Source organism: Dysgonomonas gadei ATCC BAA-286 (assembly GCF_000213555.1).
In the GTDB taxonomy this organism is placed as follows: domain Bacteria; phylum Bacteroidota; class Bacteroidia; order Bacteroidales; family Dysgonomonadaceae; genus Dysgonomonas; species Dysgonomonas gadei.
The window spans coordinates 211,713-235,227 of the sequence record NZ_GL891986.1 but is presented as its reverse complement, the minus strand read 5'-3'; the positions used below and the strand labels follow the sequence as shown (position 1 = coordinate 235,227).

Genomic DNA, 23,515 nt, shown 5'->3' with positions numbered 1-23,515 from the left:
TCTTTATTAATTCTGTCCTACAAGAAAACCGTTAGCTACAATAGCTCCGTCTCCTTCCAGTTCTACTATATAGGTCTGGGTTGGATCCATTATGCCTTGTATAACGGAGATTTCTACATAGTCTGTACTTGTCACATTGTAGAAAAGAGCAAATTCACCTATCTGACAACGTTTTACATCAGTATATTTTTTATTTGACTTAGTCAACTCCGGATCGACAGATACCCAGCCTTTTTCGGCAAGGAACGGACAATCGCTGGTCATGGTAAGTTGTATTCCGCTATTAAGGGTCACACGGACAAGCCGGCTGTACATTCTTTTGTTTATGCTTTTTACCTTCTTTTCTTCATACACTTTATCTTTGGTATTGAAAGATAAAACAACATCACCAACTTCTAAGGTTTCAATATTCTTTTTCTTATCGTCGAACATCGTTATTTTTGTGCCGGCAGCCAGACTAGTGCTTTGTGCAACCATACTCACGCTGAGGATAAAAAAGCAGGCCAGTGTGAAAAGGAAGAATCTGATTTTCATATTAATTTCGTTTTTCTATGTAAAGTTTTATGCAAAGATAGAAATATTTTGCAAAATGCCTCTGGCTGATAATATATATCGATAAATATAATTATAATATATCAAAACAATCACTCTACAGTAACAGATTTTGCAAGATTGCGCGGCATATCCACATCTCTGTTTTTATTCACAGCTATATGATATGCAAGTAATTGCAGTGGGATCGAAGTTAATAGCGGATCAAGGCACTCTTCTGTAGCCGGGATCTCGATATAATGATCAGCCAATGCTTTCATTGTTTCGTCACCTTCATTGATGATGGCTATGACACGGCCTTTACGGGCTTTTATTTCTTGTATATTGCTGACTACTTTTTCGTAGATAGCACTATGCGTGGCAATTGTTACTATCGGCATTTCGTTATCAATTAGAGCAATAGGGCCATGCTTCATTTCAGCCGCAGGATAACCTTCGGCGTGGATATATGATATTTCCTTCAACTTTAAAGCTCCCTCCAAGGCAATCGGGTAATTGTAACCACGGCCTAAATAGATAAAGTTCTGTGCGTAGGTGAAGATTAACGAGAGTTCTTTTATCTTATCGTTCAACGTAAGAACACGTTCTATCTTTGCCGGAATACTTTGAAGTTCTTTTATTACTTTCAGATATTTATAGTCAGGTATAGTTCCTTTCTCCTTAGCAATAGCAAGCGCCATCATTGTCAGGACGGTAACTTGTGCTGTAAATGCCTTTGTGGAAGCAACCCCGATTTCGTGCCCGCAATGTGTATATGAACCGGAGTCGGTATTGCGGGGAATGGAAGAGCCTACCACATTGCAAACCCCATAAACAAATGCACCAGCCTTACGGGCCAGATCGATAGCTGCAAGTGAATCGGCGGTTTCTCCCGATTGCGAAATAGCTATAACAATATCATCGGGGCAGATTACCGGATTACGGTATCTGAATTCCGATGCATATTCCACTTCCACCGGAATACGGCAAAATTCTTCGAACAGATATTCGCCTATCAATCCTGCATGCCAGGATGTACCACATGCTATTATTATAATGCGCCGCGCATTAACGAATCTCTCTTTATGGTCTATAATACCCGACAGAGTCACGTGTGTACCTTCGACATTGATACGTCCACTCATGCAGCTTTTTAATGTTTCGGGTTGTTCGAATATTTCTTTCAGCATAAAGTGTGGATAACCTCCTCTTTCCAGCTGGCTGAGGTTCATTTCCAATTCTTTAACTTTCGGAGTATGCTCGATATTCGATATCGTGACTATTTTGGGTTCTTCGTCCCTTTTGATAATGGCTATTTCTTCATCGTCGAGATATACAACTTTTTTTGTAAATTCGATAATCGGTGATGCATCGGAACCTATAAAGAATTCTCCTTCACCTATTCCTATTACCAGAGGACTGCTTTTACGGGCGGCGATGATCTGGTCGGGATTTCCTTTTTCTATTACAGCGATAGCGTAAGCTCCAACTATCTGATTTAGCGCAATCTGTACGGCAGAGAAGAGGTCACAGTGATTTATCTGTTTTATATATTCGATCAATTGCACCAATACTTCAGTATCGGTGCTGCTATGGAATGAATATCCGTTATTTATCAGTTCGGCTTTTAGAACAGCATAATTTTCGATGATCCCGTTATGGATAAGGGCCAGTGATTCCGATTGGGAGTAATGGGGGTGTGCATTGGCATTACTGGGTTCACCATGTGTAGCCCAACGTGTGTGTGCAATACCGATTGTGCCTGTTGTGTCTTTGTCGCGGGCGTATTCTTCAAGGTCTTGTACCCGTCCTTTGGCTTTATATACCGATAGTTTATTTTCTTCGTTGATGATGGCAACTCCCGCACTATCGTAACCTCTGTATTCAAGCCTGTGTAATCCCTTAATTAAAATTGGATAGGCTTCCCGAAAACCAATATAACCTACTATTCCGCACATATATTTAATATTTTTTTATGCAAAGATAAACAGAAAGACTTTTTTTTAACGTTAAATTGGGTCTTTAACAACTTTATTCTATTTTTTCACCGTTTTTTTATCTTTGTGTTATTTGATGTGATTTATACAGACTAAGTTTATAACTTAATACATTAGTCTTTATACATTGTCTTATTATATTTGCCAGCCAACCAATGCCGGATAGTCCGGATACTTTTTATTTTAACCTGCGTTTGCAATTTATTGCTAAAAGGTAACAAAGGTAACACAGAAAACAATTAATAATTAAGAATGAAAAATTAATAATTAGCTTATCGTGTTGAGCAGAGCGGAGTATCCTGTTTATAAAAAAACTCCGTGCTACTCCTTTTACTCTGTGTTTAAATAAAAAGTAACAAAAGTAATGGAAACAATTAAAAATTAAGAATGAATAATTAAGAATTGTGTTTCTGTTACTTTTTCAAAAACCTGACAAAGTTGACACTTTTGCAATGTTTTTCATTGTTACCTTTCCAATTAAAAAGGTAACAAAGGTAACACATGTATCAGTAAACAGTGAACAACTCGTATCTCATATAACTTTTAACTTATTACTCATTACTTACTACTCCCTCAATCCGTTCTCGATGTATATCCCGGCGGCAGAAACGGATAAAGATTCACCTTGGGCTTCTCCACCGGAGCGGCGGATGGTTGAGCGACAGTCATCTGTTCCATAACTTGCCCTTGTTCAGTTTGCTCTTGCCCATTTTTCACTTTTAATTCTTCACTTTTCACTTTTAGTTCTTCCTCCAGTTTCCTGTCCACGGCCGCCACTACCTCCGCATTGAGCGAGCCGCCCGGACGGAAGCCGTTCTCCTGTAAGATCATCAGTTGCCGTTTGGTTTCTTCATCCTGTACTTCGATGACCAGCGGACGGCGCTCCGATGCCAATAATCGGTCTTTGTCTTTCTTCCTTTCCTCCCGGTCGAGGACGTACTTTATAGCACGGATACTCGGCGGGCAGAATTTCTTTTCCACTACACGGCATTTCTCCACATCGTTCAGCGGATCGTTTTTATCGGGGACATAGGTGATCTTCTCTTTTTTCTGTACATACCCTTCCAGTAATTGTTTCAGTCCTATCCGTGCCGAGGCTATCATCACATCTTCGCGGTGGTCGATGGCCTCTTCTACCGCTTCTCCGAATTCAGGCTTTACCTTTTTCCATTCGTAAAATGTCTTCCGGCTGATTTTAAATGATTTGCAGATTTCTGATATGCTGCACAAGTCCTGCTCTATCATCCGGATAATCTCTGTTGCAATTTTTTCTTTATACTTCATAAGATACTTAAATATTAATGTTAATAATTAGTTTCTTATATAGATAAAGTTTTTTTGATAAATTTGAAGTTCGTGCTGATATCGTATCTGTGTGTTGGTAGTAAAAGGTTTGCCCTGCAAGTAAGACACAGACAAGATCTCCGCGCTGGCGGGAGGAGGGGAATAATCAAAAATAAATTACATGAAAGAACATAATTGCAGAGTATGCGGTTTAGATATCGAAGATAAACCTTGGGGTGAAGATGAGAAGTGTCCTACTTATGAAGTTTGCTTATGTTGTGGGGTGGAATTTGGAAACGAGGATTATACCATTGAATCTACTAAAGAATATCGTAAGCAGTGGATAAAGAAAGGTTGTCTGTGGTTTAACTCAAAAAAGAAACCTGAGAACTGGAATTTTGAAGAACAGATGCTAGATATTCCTGTTGAATATAAATAATGTCCCCGCCCGCGCAGACGTCCCGTGTGTGGCGTATTTTTACTTTATTGTTTTTATTCCGTTATAACTCAAACAACTTCTAAATCATTTACCCATCAACCCCTTACTTACATACCATCTGAATTGCACCAATTTCCAGCCCTTGCCCGGAGAAAATATCAGCGTGTATCCGGCAAACAGGACAAGAGATGCCATCCATTTCTTGCATTCCGCCAATACCCTGTTCCTATATGCCTTCGGAGAGACACCTTTTGTGCGAATCCGCTCGCTTTTTCCTATGGAATATGTCAACTCTTTGAAATGTGCTATAGTCAGTTTCTTTTCGGGTATATAGTGATGAATACCCATCTGAGGCAGATAATAGAATTGCTCATTACCACGTGTAAACCTGTCGTAAAGGTCTTTTTCTTCCGCCCCTATCAGCCCTGTGCCTTTCCGTCCGAGTTCGACATTAAAAAGCCCGTATTTTTCAAAGACTTCTTTTCTGAATGCAGAATTTCCTCCTCCGGGATATTTTCCGTTCCTGAACGGTTTCACTTTATCTCCTTCATACAATGCACCTCCAAGAAGCTGCTCGGTATAATGGGATAACCATTTTGGTTTTTCCACCTCATAGACGGGGACAATAGGGCCTCCGCAGGCATTCACCTCCGGATAGGTATTAAAAAAGTTATTTATTGAGGATAAATATGATTCGAATACAGTTGCGTCATCGTCCACAAAGACAAGAATATCCCCCCTGCTCTCCTTCACACCTCTGTTGCGGGCATACGACAACCCCTGATTTGTTTCCATAAAATAGCGGAATCCGACCTGTGGATAATCTTCCCTGAATCGGTTGCAGATACTTTCCGTACTGTCTGTACTGTTATTATTTATAAGCACTATCTCATAGTCCGTGTATGGAAAATCCTGTTCTGCAATGCTTTTCATGGCATTGTAGATATATTTTTCCCTGTTGTAAGTACAAAATATGACGGAAAATTTCATCTTGTTTTATTCTTGTTTTTTCCTGACAAAAGGCACTACTACCATACCGATCAGTAACAATACCAGGGCAGCGGATGAAGCAGTAGCAACTGTGCGGCTCAGATAATAGTCTTTAGGTTCGAACTTGAATACAATTTCATGCTCGCCCGCAGGAACACGCATTGCCCTCAGTGTCCAGTCGGCACGGAAATGCGGCGCTTCCTTTCCGTCAATATATGCCTGCCAGCCGTCAGAGAAATAAACCTCCGATAATACGGCTAGTTGCTCTGTTGCGGCTTTCGACTTATATTTAAGTATATTCGGCTTGTATTCTGTCATTTTAATTGTGGCTGTCGAATCCGTAACGATATTCAGCCCCGACAACTCCTGTTCGAAGCGTTTATCTACAACCGCCATTTCAAGCGGGTTAAGGGTATTAACAGCCGCAATTTCTTCATCGGCATTATTCACAAACTTATACGCCGGCACAAACCATGCTTCACCCAAAGCATACGGATTCACTATCGGTGCCAGTTCCGGATGATAAATCACATATTTGGCATTCAGCATATTCAAAGCTGTAGTGGCTCCGAACATCGGAGAAATACTATCTTGCATAGCCTGATTGATAGTCTCGGGACTTCCCTGCCCTTGTTGAAGTTTAGCGACTTCCTGCTGCAATAACGTATTCGCTTTTTGCCGTATAAATCCGACTTCGTTAAACAAACGGTGGTCTATCAACTCCTGATAACGCTTCAATTTGGCGGCATGATAGCCACCTATAGATTTATGATAATAAGACGTATTTGCATCTTCGAATGTATTTGCAAGATTCAATACCCTGTACGATGGATATTTATCTTGCAGGATAATCTTATCAACTGTCGCTTGTGGGAAACTTTGAGTTTCGTATGTATTCTTATTTACAAATTTAGAGTCATTCAGATAGCGCTTGTCTACACCCCAAAGATCAACCAATACCAACAATATAATAGCTATAGAACCATATAATGCCAGTTTTTGTTTTTCCATTTTGGTCCGGAGTGAGAAAAACAGCACTGCACCTGCCAGCAATACAAATATCAATGAACGCAGCGCGTCGGACGATAACAGATCTTTACGGTCGGCAAGCAAGGCATTGTAATACCAATCAGGAACCTGCGTGCGCCAAGCGGCATCGGCTTCAGCCATAAAATTGAAGAAGAAGCCCGGTGCAATCCAAAAGAACAGGCACAATCCACCTATTATGCCGAGAGAGATATAAAGTGCCTTTTTCAGTTTTTCTTTATCTATATCTGCCGTAAAGAACTCTTTCAGTCCCCATACGGCAATTATCACCATCGTGAGCGCCGGGATAACTAAGGCTGTAGATACCGCCCTGAACTTGCTATACAGGGGGAAGTGGTAGAAAAACAGATCGTTGAACCACTCCATATTCTTACCCCATGCAAGAAAAATAAAGAATATGGTCGCAATCAGCAGTCCCCACTTTACTTTGCTACGGATTACAATCATCCCCAATACAAAAAGGAAACATATAATCGCCCCGAAATAAACAGAGCCTTGAGTAAATGGCTGAGCACCCCAGTATGTATACGCCTGTACTCCTTTAGGGTCTACTTGTGCTCCCTGTTTCACCATTTCTTTATACAAATTCGAAGACTGGTCCAATGTACCGCCGGATACACCTCCATGTATATTCGGTATCATCAGGGTGAAAGTCTCTGCTTTCCCGTAACTCCAGGCAAAGACATAATCTTTGTCGAGCCCCGTCGATTGTTTTTCTCCGGCAGAAGCCGCAGCAGCGGTAAGCTCCGATTTTCCCCGTGTACTTTCCCTTGCCATTTCCATATTGGCATAGATACTCCCCATATTACACAAAGCAGCGAGTACCAGCGCGACAGCCATCGCTCCTGATGCTTTAAGCAAGGATTTTATATCTTTCTCCGAAATCATCTGCACGGCAAACGCGATAAACAGAATAGCACAAAGGATTCCTGTATAATAAGTTATCTGCAAGTGATTGCTTTTAATTTGTAAGGCCAAACCTAAAGCGACGAGAAAACCGCCGAGAAGTATTTTCTTCCGGAACAGCACCATTATCCCCGCCACAATCAGTGGCATATAAGCGAGTGCCCACGCTTTGGTCACATGTCCGGCTTCGAGTATAACGATATTATAGGATGACAGCGAATAGGCGATTGCCCCAAGTATGGAGAATCCGGGCTTGAAACCCATCAGGCAGAATAATATATAAGCCATCAGCATACCGGCAAAAACAGGCCCGGCTGAGCTTCCACCCAAGGCCTTCAACGGATATTCTATATAATCGAGAAAATTGGGGCTACCACCCCATATACCTATCTGGTAGGCAGGCATACCCGAAAACATAGCTCCTGTCCAGGCAGAAGATTCTCCTTCATTATTATAATATTCTCGTAATTCCTGCGATCCTCCGGTATAGTGCATCACATCGTTCTGAGACAATATCTTTCCTTCCATCAACGGGCTGAAATAAATCATCGTTATTGCCAAAAAAGCTATAATAGCAATAATATGCGGCAATATTTTCCCAACTAATGATTGTTCCTTTTTTATCATCCTATTTTATTATTTTTTGTTTTTCTTGAGTATATAAATCAGCGAGCTGCTTTTCTCCTTATCGGCCAGTGTACGCAGGAAGAATATTCCGCCTTTTGCTAACCCTACTATAGTAGCCATTAAAGTACCTTTGTTTTTCTCGCTAAGCATGGAAATATAAAAGGCATCGAAGTACATTGGCTTCACATCTATCACTTCGAAGTGGTGCTTCTCTGCCAGACGCTCAAAATCGGGAAGAGAAAAATGCCATAAGTGACGGGGTACGTCATAAGCTGCCCAGTATTCTTTATAATGAACGGCATCGAGTGAGCTTTTATTAGGCAATGCGATAATAACTGTTCCGTCATTTTTCAATATGGCCGAAAGATGTCCCATCACATGGTTCAGATGTTCCATATGTTCAAGTACATGCCACATAGTTATGACATCCTTTGTTTTTTCACATACGTTATAAAGATACTCGGAACATTGGCAATCAATATCAAATTTCTGTTTTGCATACTTGCGTGCAGATTCAGATTTTTCAATGCCTGTAACGATCCATTTTTCTTCTTTCATCTTATTCAGAAAATAGCCTGTGCCCGAACCGATATCAAGCAGCATTCCCGTTTTTTTAGAAGCATAGCGGCTCACTATTTTCGATTTGGATTTCAATGCGATCTTCCTTGCCAAATGGTACAAGGTATTTATAATACCTCTATGTGTGTCGGAATGGGAAATGTATTCCGGAGCGTCGTAATAAGGGCCAATCTCATTTTCGGCAGGAAAATCTTGTGTAAGCGCAAAACCACATGATTTACACTGGCAAATATCAAATATTTCCTGTGTTGTCAGATAATCTTTACAGGATAGATACGGAACCAGTTCTATACTTCCGCAAACAGGACATATATCGGTGTGTATTTTCTTCATCAACGCTTAAATTGTGTCCTGTCCACTTCATCGAAACTTTTGATAATCTGGCAATCCGCCCAATCAGTATAGTCGTCATCATTGGAATCGACCACGATAATTTTTCCGGCTCCGGCATTTCTTGCAGCCTGCAAACCGGCTACTGCATCTTCGAAGATAATTACTTCTCCGGGCTTTTTATTTATTACAGACAATGCTGTCTGGTATATCTGTGGATCGGGCTTGCCTTTTATCTTACCATTATTGTAAACTACCTTATCATACTCGAACCAGCTGGAGAGTGGCAGATGCTCGAAGTAAAAATCAAGATTTTCTTTACCTGATGCCGTCGCTATTGTAAAAGGAATATTCTCATCTTTCAGGAAATCGAGAAAACCGGTGACTCCGGGAGCCAGCTGCATGTCTGTATTTAAGCATAATTCCTGATAAAGCAACTCTTTTTCCATTGTATAATCGATTATCTGCTGGTCGGAAAGTTGCCCTCCAAAGATAGAGATAAATATATCGCGGTTATTTTTTCCATGCATTTTGGAAAATTTATCATCATCGGAAAGATATAAGTCATGTTTTGTCAGGAAAATATCCCATGCTTTGTTATGCAATTTGGTATCCCAAAACAATGTCCCGTTAAAATCGAAAATTACTCCTGAAAACGACATCTGTTAAATATTAAATTGAGAGACAAATGTACGAAATACTTGGATATGGTCGCAGACCTTTTTGTGACTTTTATATGTATAAGCCTTAATTTAAAATTTGCAAGGTCTTTTATCTCCTTGGTTAACGAGATATTATAAATAGGGAAAGATTATTTAGCTGCTACTTTTCTATTGCATTCCGACACGTGTTTTACTGGCAAATATTACTTATGTGAATCTGTTGTTGAGTTTCAACGTTCAGTTCTTTTCTACGCAATTCCTTACTTATATATTAGTTCTTAGCCTATCTCTGCCATGCCCTTCCTTTTGATATTGCCCAAAAGGAACACAAGCAATCTGTGATTGAGTGTAGTAGAGAAGAACTGAGCGTTTAATTTGTACGCACTTTGTTCCTGTGATTATTAATTCAAACGCAGATTAGCGTATATAATAAGAATTTATTCGTTAATTTGTGGCTGATACTTATTATTTATGATCAAATACGTTTACATTATCACTTTATCCCTTACAGGATACCTTTTTTGCGGTTGTACCCCCTACAATGCAGATAGGGTAAATACTTCACTGATACAGGGAAAATGGATATTAACAGATGTAAACAGAGCTATCTACGACAGCATAAATGTTGATTATAATAAAGAACGTACATACCTGATTTTCGAGGATGACAAATGCGCTCAGCATATGTCAGACTGGGAAGACACCTTAACCTTCAGATTTACAATACACAATTACCAATTGAATTTATATAAAGACGATACCCCCTTCCGAAGCCTGGATATCGATGCCCTGTCAAAAGATTCGCTGGTACTTTCGCTTGCCGATAACAAATGGGTATATAAAAAAACAGAGCAATAATACCGCTATTATTGCTCCGTCCTATCTTTAATATATTTTTTATTCTTTTCTCTGAACAAGATATTGATCTGTTGTTATTATCACAGATATATCATTCCCAAGTCTTTCGTTTTTTTTATCTATAAAAGTAAGCGATCCATTTTTCGTCTTCCAATCTGTCACCCATATGTAAATGCTCTCTGTTTTTCCGGTTTCTGCTTCTGTATAAAAGCGGTAAATAACATCATCTACTATTACTATGGGATAGGGTTCACTATCTTCTATTTCATTTGTCTTCGGATTGAGAGAACTCACAATACAATATTTCTTTCCCTGCTCATTTTTGTAAAATCGATACGAAGTCTTGGTCTTCAACAGGGCATCTTCCATTATCTTCGTCTCATCAGGTTGATACAAACTATTGTAATAATAAGCGCATCCGGTGATATCCCATGGGGCTTTTGACAATTCCTCGAAATGAGACTCAACCATCACTTTCGACACATCTGTATATGCCGGAGCAATATCAACATTCCGGTTGGCTTTCATGTCGAATACTTTAAATTTCATACCTGTGTTCCCAATAGTTCCCGGATAAATATCTTCAGTTTTAAATATCCCCTTCGATGGGTCTAATCGACGGATGATCTGCTTTGTTATAGTATCTTTTGGTTCTCCTGCCAGATAGGTAAAATTAAAATGAACAGTATCGCTACTTGCTGTGTATGTCCCCTCATCAATTACTTGATCTATGACATTATAACTCTTAAACTTATATTCATTATCTTCCGGATCGATATAAAATCGTGTTCTGAAACCATCATACTCGATAAGCCTTAAACCGGGAAATATCTGCTGTTCGCCTGACGGATAAATATAAATTATATCCTTCTGGTAATAATATGTTTCCCAAAACCCGATCAGATCATCTGCTGTCGCACTTACCGGAGGTTCCGGATCTGGTATCACGGGCTCGTCAGGCTGATCGCTGTTACTGACGCAACTTGATAATCCCAGAAAAGAGAGAAACAGTATATAGAAGATTTTTTTCATCGTTTTGTAATAATGGACCATTGTGTAATATTAGAGAGCAAAGATATATAATTCTGCTACAAGATTAGTCTGTCTATAGTTTTTTTATATTATTGAAATACTTAAGCCTCTATTTTTAACAGCTTTACATAGACATCAACGATGGAATACTTAATATATTGCATCATTGAGACTGCTTGTTCAATAGCATTGTATATTCGTAATCATAATCTTTTACCATAACATACATCTCATCGTCGGAAACAGAGAGTATTTTAAACTGAATTTTCTTTGGTTTCAACCTGTTTGCCTTATTCAGCAGGTAATTATTATAGTAGATGGTTATAAAATCACCTTCCATCTCATATTTTCCGGTTATATTGAATACTATGACTCCTTCTGCGGCTTCACCTTTGTGAAACACCATATTATCGCGGAATATATATGTATCGGGAAATTCTCCGGCAGGTTTTGTCTTCTCACCTTCTGTACGCTCTGCCTCAACCCACCTGCCTACAATATTTTCTTTCCGGAAAGATTGTACAAATAGACTGTCCTGTGATTTTATCAGCTGCGTAAAGCTGAGAAAAAGGGCTATGACCAATAGATATTTTCTCATTATTGTGGTTTGTGTTAATTGTATTTATATATGCAAAGATATAATAAGCATTTCAATTTTATAAAGATTAAGGTGTATATCCTGATAGATATACACCTGTCACTTTCATTCAAAAACCATTCACCTAAACCTATATTTAATTACCTCTTGTTACTTCTTTCCGAGCCTGTATTCGACACCATTCTTAAGTCGCTTCTACCCGAAGAAGACTGCGTGGCCTTACTGTTGCGGTTATCACCACGGCTTGTAGACGGGCGGCTCTTTACATTGTCATTCCTGTTGGAGCGGTTATCCCGGCTGCCATATTCGGAACGCTTGTTGTCATTCTTCCTTTGGCTATTGTTGTAATTCTTGTCCTTATTACGGTTATTGTCGTAACCATCCTTGCGGTTATTATTATAACTATTATTAGGACGACCGCTATTGTATTTATGGTCTTTTCTATTGTTGGAATACCAAGTCACTCTATTGTTGCGGCTATCATGATAACGATGGTCACGGCTGTCCCGAATCACTATCTGGTTACGGTGGCCTCTGTAACGGGCATAGTCCCGGTAGTGAATATGATGATATCTCCACGGATCACGTACGTTCAGCACCACTTTATATAGCCCGTATAAGTCATAGTTACGGTATCCGTATGGTAAGTAACGTGCCGAAATCCACCGTCCTCTGTCAAAATAATAGAATAACCCCACATTTACATCATAGTAACAGTCTATATCAGGGAAATAATAATATCCCACGTAATCATATCCTACGGGACCCCATGCCGGTTGACGGCCTATATTGATACTTATATTTATATTTTGGGCTTCAACTGTGCTATAAAATGATGTAACACCTATGAATAACGCAAATGCCAATAAAAACTTTTTCATAACTTTAAATATTAAAAGGTGAATACTGAATTTCATCTCTTTGTATCTTTGATATAATAACGGCAAAAAGGATTAATTGAAACACCCTTGCTTAACTTTAATTAACCTTCAGGCAGAAGATATACTAATTTAGCAAGAATGGATAACCTGACATACCATATAAATCCTTTTATTTGCATTAAGATTATTAACCATTAAAACAGAACATTATGAACCAAAAATTTTGCCAAAGCTGTGGAATGCCACTGAATGCGAGTGAAGATTTCGGAACGAATGCAGATCAAAGCAGGAATGACGAATACTGCACTTATTGTTTCAAAAACGGTGAGTTCACCGAAGATATCACAATGGACGAAATGATAGAGCATTGTGTGCAATATCTGGACGATTTTAACAAAGACACGGAGCAAAAACTAACGAAAGAGCAGGCTGTTTCCCAAATGAAAGAGTATTTCCCAACATTAAAGCGCTGGGCATCTGCATAAAAGAATGAAGGAGACGACTCAAAACGGGTACGATAAAGCTGTAAACCGGGTGATAGATTATATCAACCGTCATTTATTCGAAACCCCTGATATAAAACAACTATCGGAGATAGCCAACATATCCGGATATCATTTTCACCGGATATTCAAAACTACCATCGGAGAAAATATCAGGGGCTACATCAAACGTATCCGTCTCGAGTACATTGCCGAATGCTTACAAATGACCCATTGCAGTCTCGACGAAATAGCCGCCAAAACAGGCTATGGAACAAAACATGCATTATCTAAGGCCTTCAAAAAGCATTTCGGCATATCACCTTCAGCTTTCCGGGCACAAGACAGAGACCCTTTCAATTTCTTCGGAAGAGGTGAACGAAAAGTTATACAATTATCGGTAGATATGAGGGAAGTCGAACCCAAGAAGCTGGTTTACATTCGTATTATAGATTCGTACGGCTCTCCCGAATCGTATCGTACCGCATGGAAAAAACTGGGGCAATTCGGAAAGAAGAACAATCTGTTGAATCATTCGACAGAATTTATCGGACTCAGTTTTGATAATCCCACGATAACCCCTCCGGAAAATTGCCGTTTCTACGCCTGCTTTACGGTAGGAGAAGAGGTAAAACCCTCAGGCGCTTTTGGAGTACAGCATTTAAGCGGAGGCTTATATGCTGTTTTTACTCTTAAAGGCTCTTACAATAAATTGTTGGATATGTACTATAATATCTATATGATATGGCTACCTCAAAGTGGTTATAAATTGAGGGGCGGTGGCTCATTCGAAAGATATCTCAATAATCCCGACCATGTGAAGGAAGAAGATATTCTGACAGAGATATATATCCCTGTATCGAAACGCTATAAACAACAAAATTCCGTACAGTGAATGCCATACAATATACCGAAGCCAAAAGCATCCTGTCGAAATTACAGGGAAGCGACCCGATGTTCGGACTCACCTACAACATGAATCTGTATAGGGGGTGTCAGCACGGTTGTATCTATTGTGATACCCGCAGTGAATGCTATAGAGTAGGCAATATAGCACGGATTTCTGTGAAAAAGAATGCTCTCGGATTACTCTCCGGGGAATTGAAAAGCAAACGCACAAAGGGAACTATCGGTACAGGGTCTATGAACGATCCCTATATGCCTGTAGAGGCTAAACAGAATATAACACGGAAAGCAATGGAAATAATTTCCAATTACAGGTTCCCCGTTCATGTTATCACCAAAAGTGATCTGGTAACACGCGATTATGATATTTTGCAGGATATAAGTAAAATATACGCTGCCGTAAGCATTACAATAACGACATCCGATGACGCTCTGGCAAAAAAGTTGGAACCCAATGCCCCATCATCATCCGACAGATTCAGAGCTATCGAATTTCTGGCAGAGAAAGGAATATATACGGGCATTACCCTTATGCCCTTACTGCCCTTCATCAATGATACAAAAGAGAATGTAAAAACAATAATACAAAAAGCCAAAGACGCCGGAGCATCTTATATTATCCCTATGCTTGGCGTAACATTGCGAAAAGGCTCACGTGACTACCTGTATAACACATTTGACAAGGATTTTCCGGGGATGCGAGGCCTGTATGAAAAGACTTTCGGAGAACAATATATCTGTCACAACAGCAATTATTACTCACTCCTTAATGAATTTACATACGAAAGCAACCGGGTGGGAATCCCGTCTCAGATGCAGTTTTACAAACCGCAAAAAGAACAGCAATTAACGTTATTCTAAAATTTAAACAGTTACTTAGTATAAAATGGATATAATTACACTATCTCCCGAAAATATCGCGACCGAACATATCTGCTGCTCGATAAGCAGCAAATCAACCGAAACTGGTGTTGCCGCTAAAAAAGAATGGCTTAGTTGCCGTATGCTGGAAGGTTTGAAGTTTAAGAAACTCGATGCCCGGGGTAAAGTATTTATAGAATATTTGCCCGCAGAAAATGCATGGGTGCCAATAATAGCAGACGGATACTTATACATTAACTGTTTCTGGGTATCTGGTTCGTTTAAAGGGAAGGGCTATGGTAAACAATTACTCGCCGAATGTGAAGCCGATGCACTCAAAGACGGATGTAAAGGCGTAGTATTGATTGTAGGTCAAAAGAAAAAGCCATTCCTTTCCGACAAGGCGTTTATGATGCGCCATGGATATGAAATAAGCGATAGTTGTCCTCCTTTCTTCGAACTGGCAGTAAAGTGCTTCGACAAGTCAGCTTCCTTGCCCCGTTTTAAAGATTCCGTACGGTTAGGGATGGGACAGGACATAAAAGGTATCGATATCTTTTATACGGCTCAATGCCCGTTCACCATACCATATACAAAATTATTAGAACCTGTTATTTTAGCCTCTGACTATCCGGTGCGGTTACACCAGATCACGACAAAAGAAATGGCGCAAAACCACTCGGCCCCGGTGACAAGCTACTGTGTTTTTATCAACGGGAAATTCTTTACAAATGAAATATTGACTCCCGATAAGTTGAAAAAAATAATAGAGAAAGAACTATAGATTTTTACAGTTCTCCAAATTCTCTGGCATACTTTACCGTACCTTTAATATCCGACAAACCACCGTCAATTAACTCTTTTGCCATAAATACATTGGACGGAACATTGAACGGAGGCTTTATTCCCCATTTGCTGGTAGGTACAAAGCCAAAACGCGGATAATACTCGGTGTGCCCCAAAACGACAACAGATTTATACCCAAGTTCACGCGCCTTGTCCAATCCGTAGCGGATCAATTGCTGGCCGACACCTTTACGTTGCAGGCCGGGGCTAACTGCCATGGGGGCAAGCGCCAGACTATCCTGAGATCTGCCCTCGTCTACAATACTGATTTTAGTAAACATAATATGCCCCACAATCTTATTCTCGACTATCGCGACAAGCGATAGTTCGGGTATAAATCCGTCACTCAGGCGTAAACGGTCTGCCAACCGTGCCTCTTCTTTTCTGTTGAATGCTTTTAGATTGATATCGTAAACCGCCGGAAAGTCACATGCTTCTTCCTGTCTTATTTCGACCTTCATGTCTTTATCTTCCATGGTAACAAGAAATTAAGTACCCCATAAAGATAATGAATTAATAATGAATAGGAAAGTAGTTATATAAAAATAACTATTGGACCTTGTTTAAATTTTATTCGGCTAAGTTTTCACAATTATTTCCACAGTGGGGGAATAACGTTACTTTTATCTATGGCTCTCTACATATATTTCGGCAATCTCTTCAGATTCGTAAATGTGATAGCCTACTGTGTTTTTTTGTGCAATATTGTACATGGCATATGCCACTTTCTTTACGTCTACCGGTTTATATCTTTTCAGTTTGCCAACAAAGAAAATTCCGAATATCTTCATGGCATATTCACCCAGTTTTTCCCCAAGTCTGAATTCTTTTCTGTTGCCTAATAGCAACGACGGACGGAATATTGAAATAGATTGGAATGGCAGTTTTCTTAATTCCTCTTCACACCTGCCTTTTGTCCGCAAATAGAAATTGTTGGATTTGGCATTTGCACCAATCGAAGAAATAATCGAATATTGTTTTATCCCTCTATTCACTGCGGCTTTAGCGAATTGGACAGGATAATGCAGGTCTACTTTTTCAAAAGCCTCTTCGGTTCCGGCCTTCTTTATTGTTGTGCCCATACAGCAAAACATATCATTCCCCTCTATCAAATCCTGATATGATTCAGGATTATCAAAATCTACAACATGCTGTATCAGCTTAGGATGTGATATTTTCGATCCCTTACGCACAAAACTGATAACTTTCTCATATACATTACTGGTTAGTAATGCTTTCAGTAGTTGTGAGCCTGTGAGTCCAGAACTTCCTATTATAATTGCTGTCTTGGTCATCTACAATATTTTGGGTTTAAAATGCGGCAAAGATAACATTATTATAATAAATCCGAGTTTTCTTATCCTATTTATGCTTACTTACCTGCTTTGACTATGTATAGATAATCAAAAAAACGGAATATTCATGTCTCCCGACTCCTAATTAAACTTAATTGCTCCAATTACATGATAATGTGAATATCTGAGCTGCTAACCTCTATTGTTTGATAATGTAATTAAAACCTATCCCTATCTGTATAGGTGTTGCGTTTTTGTATTCAATAACTTCCGGCTTCACTTTCGAAAAATCAAATGTGTTATATCCCAGCCAGCAACTCATAGCCCATCTGTCATCTATCGGAAACTGATATCCTAACCTTATTTCGTATACCAGGCGGTATTTATGCGCAGCGGCATCCATTCCTTTTGCTTTATTCAGATTGATACGGGTATATGAAAACCTGTTTTCAATAAAAATATATTTAGCCCTGTCTTTTTTATCGTCATATGCTATCGGAAGATAAAGTTTTGGAGCTATATATGGAGCCCAATACGTTCCTTTATAGGATGTTTCGGTATAGCTGTAAGGATTATCAAAACCATCAACCCCTATATTAGGATCATAATAACGGATACCCTGATTAAAACCTCCGGCTCTGAATCCGGCTTCTATGCCAAAGAACATATTCACATCATATTCGTAACCGAAACTCGCCCCAAGAGCGGCAGGGTCTTTAATCCCGTCTTTGCTATCAAATGCATAGTTGAGATTAAAAGATGCATCTATATCTATATTCAACTTATGTCCCTCCTGCCCCAGTACAGAGACGAACATCGTTATTGACAATATAAGAAACAATAGCTTTTTCATATCCGGTGATTTAATTATTCAACATCCAAAAGCATCTTCTGACAGACGCACATATATATGCTTGATAATAAGAACACAAGTAATAAAATGGTATTTTTCGCTCTCATGATATGTAGATTAGATACTATACAAATCTAAGAAAAAATATCATAAGATAGCGAATATTTTTATATATTGCACTGCTTTTCTCTGAAAGAAAAAATAATGAAAAAATTAGTATTTTGTTGTCTGTGTATTTTTGCCTTGATGGCTTGTGGTGAACGAAATGCCATCATAGGAAGATGGGCAATGGAGATAGACGGTACAGATGAGACATCTATCAAAATGCCTGATGATACCATTGTGTCACCGGAACTCCGTTTCGAATATGATACCGTATACATGGATGTGCGGACAAGCGAAGGCTCTGTCAGAAGCCAGTGCATAGGTATCTACACCATTAAAGGAGACAGCGTAATAATAACAGATAGCTACGGAAAACATCGGGAGTGTAAATTTGTACTGAAAGACAACATTCTTATTGTTATGGATAAAGACGATCCGGAGAAGATAGTGATGAGGCTGCGAAAGATAAAAGAATAGAGAATATAAAGAATCGAAAAGATTTTCCCCAGTTAACAGAAAGCTCCCTCAGGGAGTTTTTTTATTATGTATTATAAAAATTATCGTACTTTTATAACCTGTTAAACTACAAGTTATAAAATGTCCGACAAAAAAATCCTTTATTTTTATATAAATGCAACTTTTGGAAATAATATTGCATCAATGTAAGTAGAGAGTATAGTTAGCCGATGAACGAACAGTTATTAATAGCGGGATGTAAACGTGGCGAATCATGGGCTCGTAAGCAATTATACGAGTTACATGCACCGGTCATGATGGGAGTTTGCATGCGCTATACTAACGATAGGGAGACGGCTAAAGATATACTTCAGGATGGGTTTATCAAGGTATTTACCAAAATAGACACCTATTCCGAAACAGGTTCGCTAGGCGGTTGGATGCGCCGGGTTTTTGTAACTACAGCACTCGAATATCTCCGGCGAAACGACGCTCTGAAACTAAGTGTAAGCATCGACGATTACAATGAAGCGATGGAAAATGTTGATGTTTCGGCTTTGGATCAGATTTCGGCAGATGAGCTGATGGCATGTGTAGCTGCATTACCGGAAGGTTACCGGACAGTTTTCAACCTTTTTGCTATAGAAGGATACACACATAGCGAAATAGCAAATATGCTGAATATCAAAGAAAGTACCTCGCGTTCTCAATTTATCAGGGCGCGAAAAGTTTTACAAAATAAAGTGGAATCTCTATTAATGCATGAAAATGCCAGACAAGAAAAACCATAACGAACAACCTGACGAGTTCAGCAGACTGATAAGGCAAAAACTGGAAGATTACCGGATGCCTGTAGAAGCAGGCTGCTGGGACGAGATTGAGCTTCAGATGAAGCCCAAACAGAGGAAGTCTGTCTGGTGGATTGGGGGCTCTGTTGCAGCAATAGCTGTCATCGTGATTTTACTACTCTCTATACCCAAAAATGACGAGCCCCCTTTCAATCCGGTAGCAGGAATAAATAATTTCAATGCTACTGATATTAGAATATCAAAACCGGAGAAACAAACAGCCACAGTTACTAGCACAACTAACAACGATGTATTACAACTACAAGCTAAAAGATATCCGGTATCTATCTCCGGCAAGACAGATAAAGGGAAACTGTTAGCTGAGGAAAGCAACACTTTGAATGAGTCATTGCCTGTAACGATTACCGATACCATTAATCTGGCGCATGTAGAAGAGATTGTACAGGAAGTAGCTGCTGAAAACAATAATCTGGCTGAGAATAACGTCAATATTACTGATACTATTTCTGGTGCTTCGACTATACAGGAGAAGAAACCCATAGAGAAGACATCAAAAGAACCTGCCAGGCTATTAATTGCAAAGGCTGAGAATAATAACAACAAATGGCTCATGTCTGCATCGGTGTCATCAGGAGGAGGTTCCTCATCCAACGGAAATATGCATAAGGGTCTTATGTATGACTATGCTACGTCGGCAAACGTTTCAGAATCATTCTCTGATGCGGCTCCATCCTTGTTAAATAGAGAATTGAATGTTAATGATTTTTCAGAAATAGATCACTCTTTGCCGCTGTCATTCGGCGTGAATGTTCGCAAGGATATTAACAGGTATATCGGTGTTGAAACCGGATTGACATATACCTACTTGTCATCAAAATTCCAGAAGAAAGCGATTAAATCGCTAGAAGCCCGTCAGGAATTGCATTATCTGGGTATTCCTGTCAATGTAGTCCTGTATTTGTGGAACAGTTCAAACTGGAATATCTACCTGTCTGCCGGAGGTATGGTGGAAAAAGGATTAACCTACAAATATACAGAAGATATATATGACAAGAATAATAGTGCTGCTGTTGTTCATGACAAGGGTAGTATAAGTGGGCTGCAATGGTCATTGAATGCATCATTGGGTGCATCCTATATGTTCTATAATGACTGGAGTATATATTTCGAACCTCGATTCTCTTACTATTTTGATAATAAACAACCAATTAGCATTAGAACAGAAAAACCTTCAGTATTTGGTCTTGGTGCCGGACTCAGATACAAGTTTTAAAAGCAACACGGAAATTTTAATAACTTAAATCTTTAAACAATGAGAAAACTATTGTATTTATTATACATTAGCACATTCTGTGTATTGTATAGCTGTAGCGACAATGACAATACTGAAACCATCACCTACAAAATCCACGAACCGGTATTTATGAATGCCACCGCTTTTCGCAATTCCGTAAAGGTATCAGTCACACCTCAAGAGATTTCGCAAAAAGGCAAAATCTGCTTCTATGAGAATTATCTCTATATATCTGAGCCGGACAAAGGTATCCACATCATTGACAACCGCTTTCCTTCTGCTCCCAAAAATGTGGGTTACATAGAACTTATGGGAAATGCAGACCTGAGCATCCGTAACAATATGCTCTATGCAGATTCCTATATAGACCTTGTATGGTTTGATATAAGCAATCCTGCACAACCGGAACTCAAAGGTCGGTTAGAAAATGTCTTTGAAAAAGCTTTACCTCCAATGGAAGATTTCCAGTTTGGATATGACTATGCAATGTGCTATCCAAACAATGATAATAAAGATATCATAGTAGGCTGGACGCTGGTAGAAAGAACCGAAACTGTTAAACGGAATCCGGGTTGGTATTACGATTATGCATATATGGATAATAGTAGTAGTGGTAACAGTGCAAGCGGTTTGAATGGTTCCATGTCCCGCTTCGGATTATACCAGGGCTACCTATATACTGTAATTAATAATAGCATGAGTATATTTAACCTGTCCGGGGAGAAACCTGTAAAAGCTGCAGATAATATTTATATTGGAGGAAATGTAGAAACAATCTTCAGTTACAAGGATAACTTGTTTATGGGCACACCTACCGGAATGTTGATATATTCGGTAAAAGATCCTCTAAAACCCGATTATCAATCATCTTTGCAACATGTCTATGGTTGTGACCCTGTGGTTGTGGAAAATGATCTGGCCTATGTCACCATTCATTCGGGAAATATGTGCGGACAAAATGCAAATGAATTGTTTATAGTAGATGTAAGTGATGTAAAAATGCCAAAACAGATAGTATCTTATACAATGACCGGCCCTAAGGGTTTGGGAATAGATAATGGTACATTATTCCTTTGTGATGACGGTCTGAAAGTTTATAAATCGGACGACCCTCAGAAGCTGATGTCAAATCAACTGGCTCACCATAAAGGCATGAACGGATACGATGTAATACCGCATGGCAATACATTGATGATGATTGCTGAAAACGGTTTGTATCAATATGATTATAGCGATTTACAGAATATCAGGCAAATCAGCGTACTAAGTATCGGTAAATAAGGGATAATAAGATAAATGATAAAAAATGAGCCAAAATAAAATCCGGCTCATTTTTTATGTACTTATATATACAATTAACGCTCACCTGCTTTAGGATCGGGACCATATTGATTGTCTCCTTTTTCTCCTTCGGTGATAGCTAATATAAAGCTGTAAACTGGGATAAGCAGATACCAGCCGCTTTTACCTACATCATGCATGCGTCTGATGCCGACTGCTAAACCCGGAATTGCTATTGCTAAGGCAAACAATCCTATAACAATAAAAATAATGGCACTTAAGATGCCGGAAATAAATGCAAAGATTATTCCAAGAATATAAAGGACTATAATTGGGATTGTTGCTACCAAAGCAAACATCCAATACTCTTTGCGTCTTGCTCTTCCGTTAAAATCTGCATAATGTCCTTTTACAACTTTTAAAAACCACTCCATATAATTCTGTTTGTTACGTTAAGTTCCTACTCATATGGCTTTTCGGGTCCGCCTCGTTTGTGTATGGTCTCTGAACTCCATATAATTTTGTGTGTTTTGCGAATATATATAAAAAAACGAACAGTTTATGTATTTTAATTAAATTTTAATGCGGTTAATCTCAATCGTATCTGATATTGCATGTTTTTTTTAAATAATAGATAATTATATAAATATGTCAAAGAACTATATCAATTTGAACTTTAGATATAGATAAATATATCTGAATAAGATGACGGAAATATTCATAATTTAATCTATTTTAAATGTGGTATAAAAGCAAAGCGGTGTAATCACAAGATTACACCGCTTTGCTAAAGAGTTAGTACTCGGAGCGGGACTTGAACCCGCACAACCTAATGGTCACAAGATTTTAAGTCTTGCGTGTCTACCATTCCACCATCCGAGCAGCCTAAGAGCGAAAGACGGGATTCGAACCCGCGACCCCGACCTTGGCAAGGTCGTGCTCTACCAACTGAGCTACTTTCGCATTTTTACTGCCTGAGAAATTCTGTTAAACCAACTCTATGGCACCCATTCTCATTTAGCGAGTGCAAATGTAAAAAATGTTTTTGCTTTCTGCAAGGTTTATTCAAGCAAAATTAACGTGTGACATAAAAAACATCCGGATTCGATGTCGGACTGACTGAATATCTTTGTAAATGCAGATCCGATGACTCCGAAATCACCCTTCCTTTTTCCATTAAGTTATAAATTCTGCCACATTTTGAACATTTAGCATTTCCATCATCCGATGCTTTTACCAATACAGACCTCAATGCCTCATATGGGCAACTAAGATCGTAAGCCAGTAGATCCGGCCTGTCTGTCGCATAAAAACTATTGACAATCAACAGACCGCCATATCCTAAATATTCACCCACTAGTACAGGGTATTTCCCATTTATATATTCCTTGCTATTCCCAGGTGTTCGTAATATCTGATCTGCATAGGCTAAATTTAGCTTAAAGTTTACCTGTTCCACCGGAATAACATTTCTTTCCTCCTCTTTTCCACAAGAAGAAGCGATAAACATCAACAAACCTATTATTAATATATCTTTAATCTTTTTCATCTATATATAACGTAAAT

At 39.1% G+C, this 23,515-nt stretch carries 24 protein-coding genes, 2 tRNA genes and 1 pseudogene; 10 read left to right on the top strand and 17 right to left on the bottom strand.

What is annotated here, in order from left to right; translation table 11 throughout:
- Nucleotides 1–6: 6 nt before the first annotated feature.
- From HMPREF9455_RS14915 to HMPREF9455_RS14905, 3 genes are all read right to left on the bottom strand, one after another.
- The gene (locus HMPREF9455_RS14915; protein ID WP_006800556.1) at nt 7–534 is read right to left on the bottom strand and encodes a Hint domain-containing protein; all 528 of its coding nucleotides are present in this window, start codon (nt 532–534) and stop codon (nt 7–9) included.
- A gap of 110 nt (nt 535–644) precedes the next feature.
- A complete protein-coding gene (glmS, locus tag HMPREF9455_RS14910; protein ID WP_006800555.1) occupies nt 645–2,489 on the bottom strand; it encodes a glutamine--fructose-6-phosphate transaminase (isomerizing) in 1,845 nt (614 codons plus the stop codon).
- 612 nt (nt 2,490–3,101) lie between these two features.
- Complete coding sequence (locus HMPREF9455_RS14905) at nt 3,102–3,812, bottom strand: helix-turn-helix domain-containing protein (RefSeq protein ID WP_006800554.1); 711 nt, start codon at nt 3,810–3,812, stop codon at nt 3,102–3,104.
- Between the two features lie 181 nt (nt 3,813–3,993).
- On the opposite strand from HMPREF9455_RS14905, the gene HMPREF9455_RS14900 reads away from it, so the two are divergent.
- Entirely contained in the window at nt 3,994–4,251 is a 258-nt protein-coding gene (locus tag HMPREF9455_RS14900; RefSeq protein WP_006800553.1) for a hypothetical protein, read from the top strand.
- A gap of 84 nt (nt 4,252–4,335) precedes the next feature.
- Here HMPREF9455_RS14900 and HMPREF9455_RS14895 read toward each other — a convergent pair whose 3' ends face one another.
- Genes HMPREF9455_RS14895 through HMPREF9455_RS14880 form a run of 4 tightly spaced genes read right to left on the bottom strand, consistent with a single transcriptional unit; the run spans nt 4,336 to nt 9,392 of the window.
- On the bottom strand, nt 4,336–5,241 hold the full coding sequence (locus HMPREF9455_RS14895) for a glycosyltransferase family 2 protein (protein WP_006800552.1): 906 nt from the start codon (nt 5,239–5,241) through the stop codon (nt 4,336–4,338).
- 6 nt (nt 5,242–5,247) lie between these two features.
- A complete protein-coding gene (locus HMPREF9455_RS14890; RefSeq protein ID WP_006800551.1) occupies nt 5,248–7,821 on the bottom strand; it encodes a glycosyltransferase family protein in 2,574 nt (857 codons plus the stop codon).
- A gap of 9 nt (nt 7,822–7,830) precedes the next feature.
- Complete coding sequence (locus HMPREF9455_RS14885; protein WP_006800550.1) at nt 7,831–8,733, bottom strand: class I SAM-dependent methyltransferase; 903 nt, start codon at nt 8,731–8,733, stop codon at nt 7,831–7,833.
- Nucleotides 8,733–9,392, bottom strand: coding sequence for an HAD family hydrolase (locus tag HMPREF9455_RS14880; RefSeq protein WP_006800549.1), 660 nt, complete (start codon nt 9,390–9,392; stop codon nt 8,733–8,735). The genes HMPREF9455_RS14885 and HMPREF9455_RS14880 overlap by 1 nt, the downstream gene beginning before the upstream one ends.
- 471 nt (nt 9,393–9,863) lie before the next feature.
- Between HMPREF9455_RS14880 and HMPREF9455_RS14875 the strand changes: the two genes are divergently transcribed.
- Nucleotides 9,864–10,250, top strand: coding sequence for a hypothetical protein (locus tag HMPREF9455_RS14875; RefSeq protein ID WP_006800548.1), 387 nt, complete (start codon nt 9,864–9,866; stop codon nt 10,248–10,250).
- A gap of 39 nt (nt 10,251–10,289) precedes the next feature.
- Here the strand turns inward: HMPREF9455_RS14875 and HMPREF9455_RS14870 are convergent, their stop codons facing one another.
- The 3 genes from HMPREF9455_RS14870 to HMPREF9455_RS14860 all read right to left on the bottom strand — a co-directional run bounded on the left by HMPREF9455_RS14870 (nt 10,290) and on the right by HMPREF9455_RS14860 (nt 12,761).
- The gene (locus tag HMPREF9455_RS14870) at nt 10,290–11,282 is read right to left on the bottom strand and encodes a hypothetical protein (RefSeq protein WP_148401907.1); all 993 of its coding nucleotides are present in this window, start codon (nt 11,280–11,282) and stop codon (nt 10,290–10,292) included.
- 163 nt (nt 11,283–11,445) lie between these two features.
- Entirely contained in the window at nt 11,446–11,880 is a 435-nt protein-coding gene (locus HMPREF9455_RS14865) for a hypothetical protein (protein WP_006800546.1), read from the bottom strand.
- Nucleotides 11,881–12,020: 140 nt separating this feature from the next.
- A complete protein-coding gene (locus tag HMPREF9455_RS14860) occupies nt 12,021–12,761 on the bottom strand; it encodes a hypothetical protein (protein WP_006800545.1) in 741 nt (246 codons plus the stop codon).
- Nucleotides 12,762–12,961: 200 nt separating this feature from the next.
- Here HMPREF9455_RS14860 and HMPREF9455_RS14855 point away from each other — a divergent pair.
- The 4 genes and pseudogenes from HMPREF9455_RS14855 to HMPREF9455_RS14840 form a co-directional block, all read left to right on the top strand.
- Nucleotides 12,962–13,246 (top strand): annotated as a pseudogene (locus HMPREF9455_RS14855) (zinc ribbon domain-containing protein); the annotation flags it as partial.
- Between the two features lie 4 nt (nt 13,247–13,250).
- Nucleotides 13,251–14,138, top strand: a complete 888-nt coding sequence (locus HMPREF9455_RS14850) for an AraC family transcriptional regulator (RefSeq protein WP_006800543.1) — start codon at nt 13,251–13,253, stop codon at nt 14,136–14,138.
- Entirely contained in the window at nt 14,135–15,010 is an 876-nt protein-coding gene (locus HMPREF9455_RS14845; protein WP_006800542.1) for an SPL family radical SAM protein, read from the top strand. The genes HMPREF9455_RS14850 and HMPREF9455_RS14845 overlap by 4 nt, the downstream gene beginning before the upstream one ends.
- A gap of 25 nt (nt 15,011–15,035) precedes the next feature.
- Nucleotides 15,036–15,794 (top strand): GNAT family N-acetyltransferase, encoded by a 759-nt coding sequence (locus HMPREF9455_RS14840; protein ID WP_006800541.1) that lies wholly within the window; start codon nt 15,036–15,038, stop codon nt 15,792–15,794.
- 4 nt (nt 15,795–15,798) lie between these two features.
- On the opposite strand, the gene HMPREF9455_RS14835 is transcribed toward HMPREF9455_RS14840, so the two are convergent.
- The 3 genes from HMPREF9455_RS14835 to HMPREF9455_RS14825 all read right to left on the bottom strand — a co-directional run bounded on the left by HMPREF9455_RS14835 (nt 15,799) and on the right by HMPREF9455_RS14825 (nt 18,004).
- Nucleotides 15,799–16,332, bottom strand: coding sequence for a GNAT family N-acetyltransferase (locus tag HMPREF9455_RS14835; protein ID WP_006800540.1), 534 nt, complete (start codon nt 16,330–16,332; stop codon nt 15,799–15,801).
- A gap of 147 nt (nt 16,333–16,479) precedes the next feature.
- Entirely contained in the window at nt 16,480–17,151 is a 672-nt protein-coding gene (locus tag HMPREF9455_RS14830) for an oxidoreductase (protein WP_006800539.1), read from the bottom strand.
- Between the two features lie 199 nt (nt 17,152–17,350).
- Nucleotides 17,351–18,004, bottom strand: a complete 654-nt coding sequence (locus tag HMPREF9455_RS14825) for a hypothetical protein (RefSeq protein WP_006800538.1) — start codon at nt 18,002–18,004, stop codon at nt 17,351–17,353.
- A gap of 204 nt (nt 18,005–18,208) precedes the next feature.
- On the opposite strand from HMPREF9455_RS14825, the gene HMPREF9455_RS14820 reads away from it, so the two are divergent.
- The 4 genes from HMPREF9455_RS14820 to HMPREF9455_RS14805 all read left to right on the top strand — a co-directional run bounded on the left by HMPREF9455_RS14820 (nt 18,209) and on the right by HMPREF9455_RS14805 (nt 21,949).
- Nucleotides 18,209–18,586 carry a hypothetical protein gene (locus tag HMPREF9455_RS14820; RefSeq protein ID WP_006800537.1) on the top strand — a complete coding sequence of 126 codons (378 nt, stop codon included), beginning with the start codon at nt 18,209–18,211 and terminating at the stop codon, nt 18,584–18,586.
- Nucleotides 18,587–18,795: 209 nt separating this feature from the next.
- Nucleotides 18,796–19,356, top strand: coding sequence for an RNA polymerase sigma factor (locus HMPREF9455_RS14815; RefSeq protein ID WP_006800536.1), 561 nt, complete (start codon nt 18,796–18,798; stop codon nt 19,354–19,356).
- Nucleotides 19,334–20,647, top strand: a complete 1,314-nt coding sequence (locus HMPREF9455_RS14810; RefSeq protein ID WP_157256605.1) for an outer membrane beta-barrel protein — start codon at nt 19,334–19,336, stop codon at nt 20,645–20,647. Before HMPREF9455_RS14815 ends, HMPREF9455_RS14810 begins: the two co-directional genes overlap by 23 nt.
- Nucleotides 20,648–20,686: 39 nt before the next feature.
- Entirely contained in the window at nt 20,687–21,949 is a 1,263-nt protein-coding gene (locus HMPREF9455_RS14805; RefSeq protein WP_006800534.1) for an LVIVD repeat-containing protein, read from the top strand.
- A gap of 74 nt (nt 21,950–22,023) precedes the next feature.
- Here the strand turns inward: HMPREF9455_RS14805 and HMPREF9455_RS14800 are convergent, their stop codons facing one another.
- From HMPREF9455_RS14800 to HMPREF9455_RS14785, 4 genes are all read right to left on the bottom strand, one after another.
- Nucleotides 22,024–22,383: a DUF805 domain-containing protein gene (locus tag HMPREF9455_RS14800; protein WP_006800533.1), complete on the bottom strand. Its 360-nt coding sequence runs from the start codon at nt 22,381–22,383 to the stop codon at nt 22,024–22,026.
- Nucleotides 22,384–22,748: 365 nt separating this feature from the next.
- Nucleotides 22,749–22,831, bottom strand: a tRNA-Leu gene (locus HMPREF9455_RS14795).
- A gap of 8 nt (nt 22,832–22,839) precedes the next feature.
- Nucleotides 22,840–22,912 (bottom strand) — tRNA-Gly (locus HMPREF9455_RS14790).
- A 112-nt stretch (nt 22,913–23,024) separates the two neighbouring features.
- A complete protein-coding gene (locus tag HMPREF9455_RS14785; protein ID WP_044216394.1) occupies nt 23,025–23,498 on the bottom strand; it encodes a hypothetical protein in 474 nt (157 codons plus the stop codon).
- Nucleotides 23,499–23,515 lie beyond the last annotated feature (17 nt).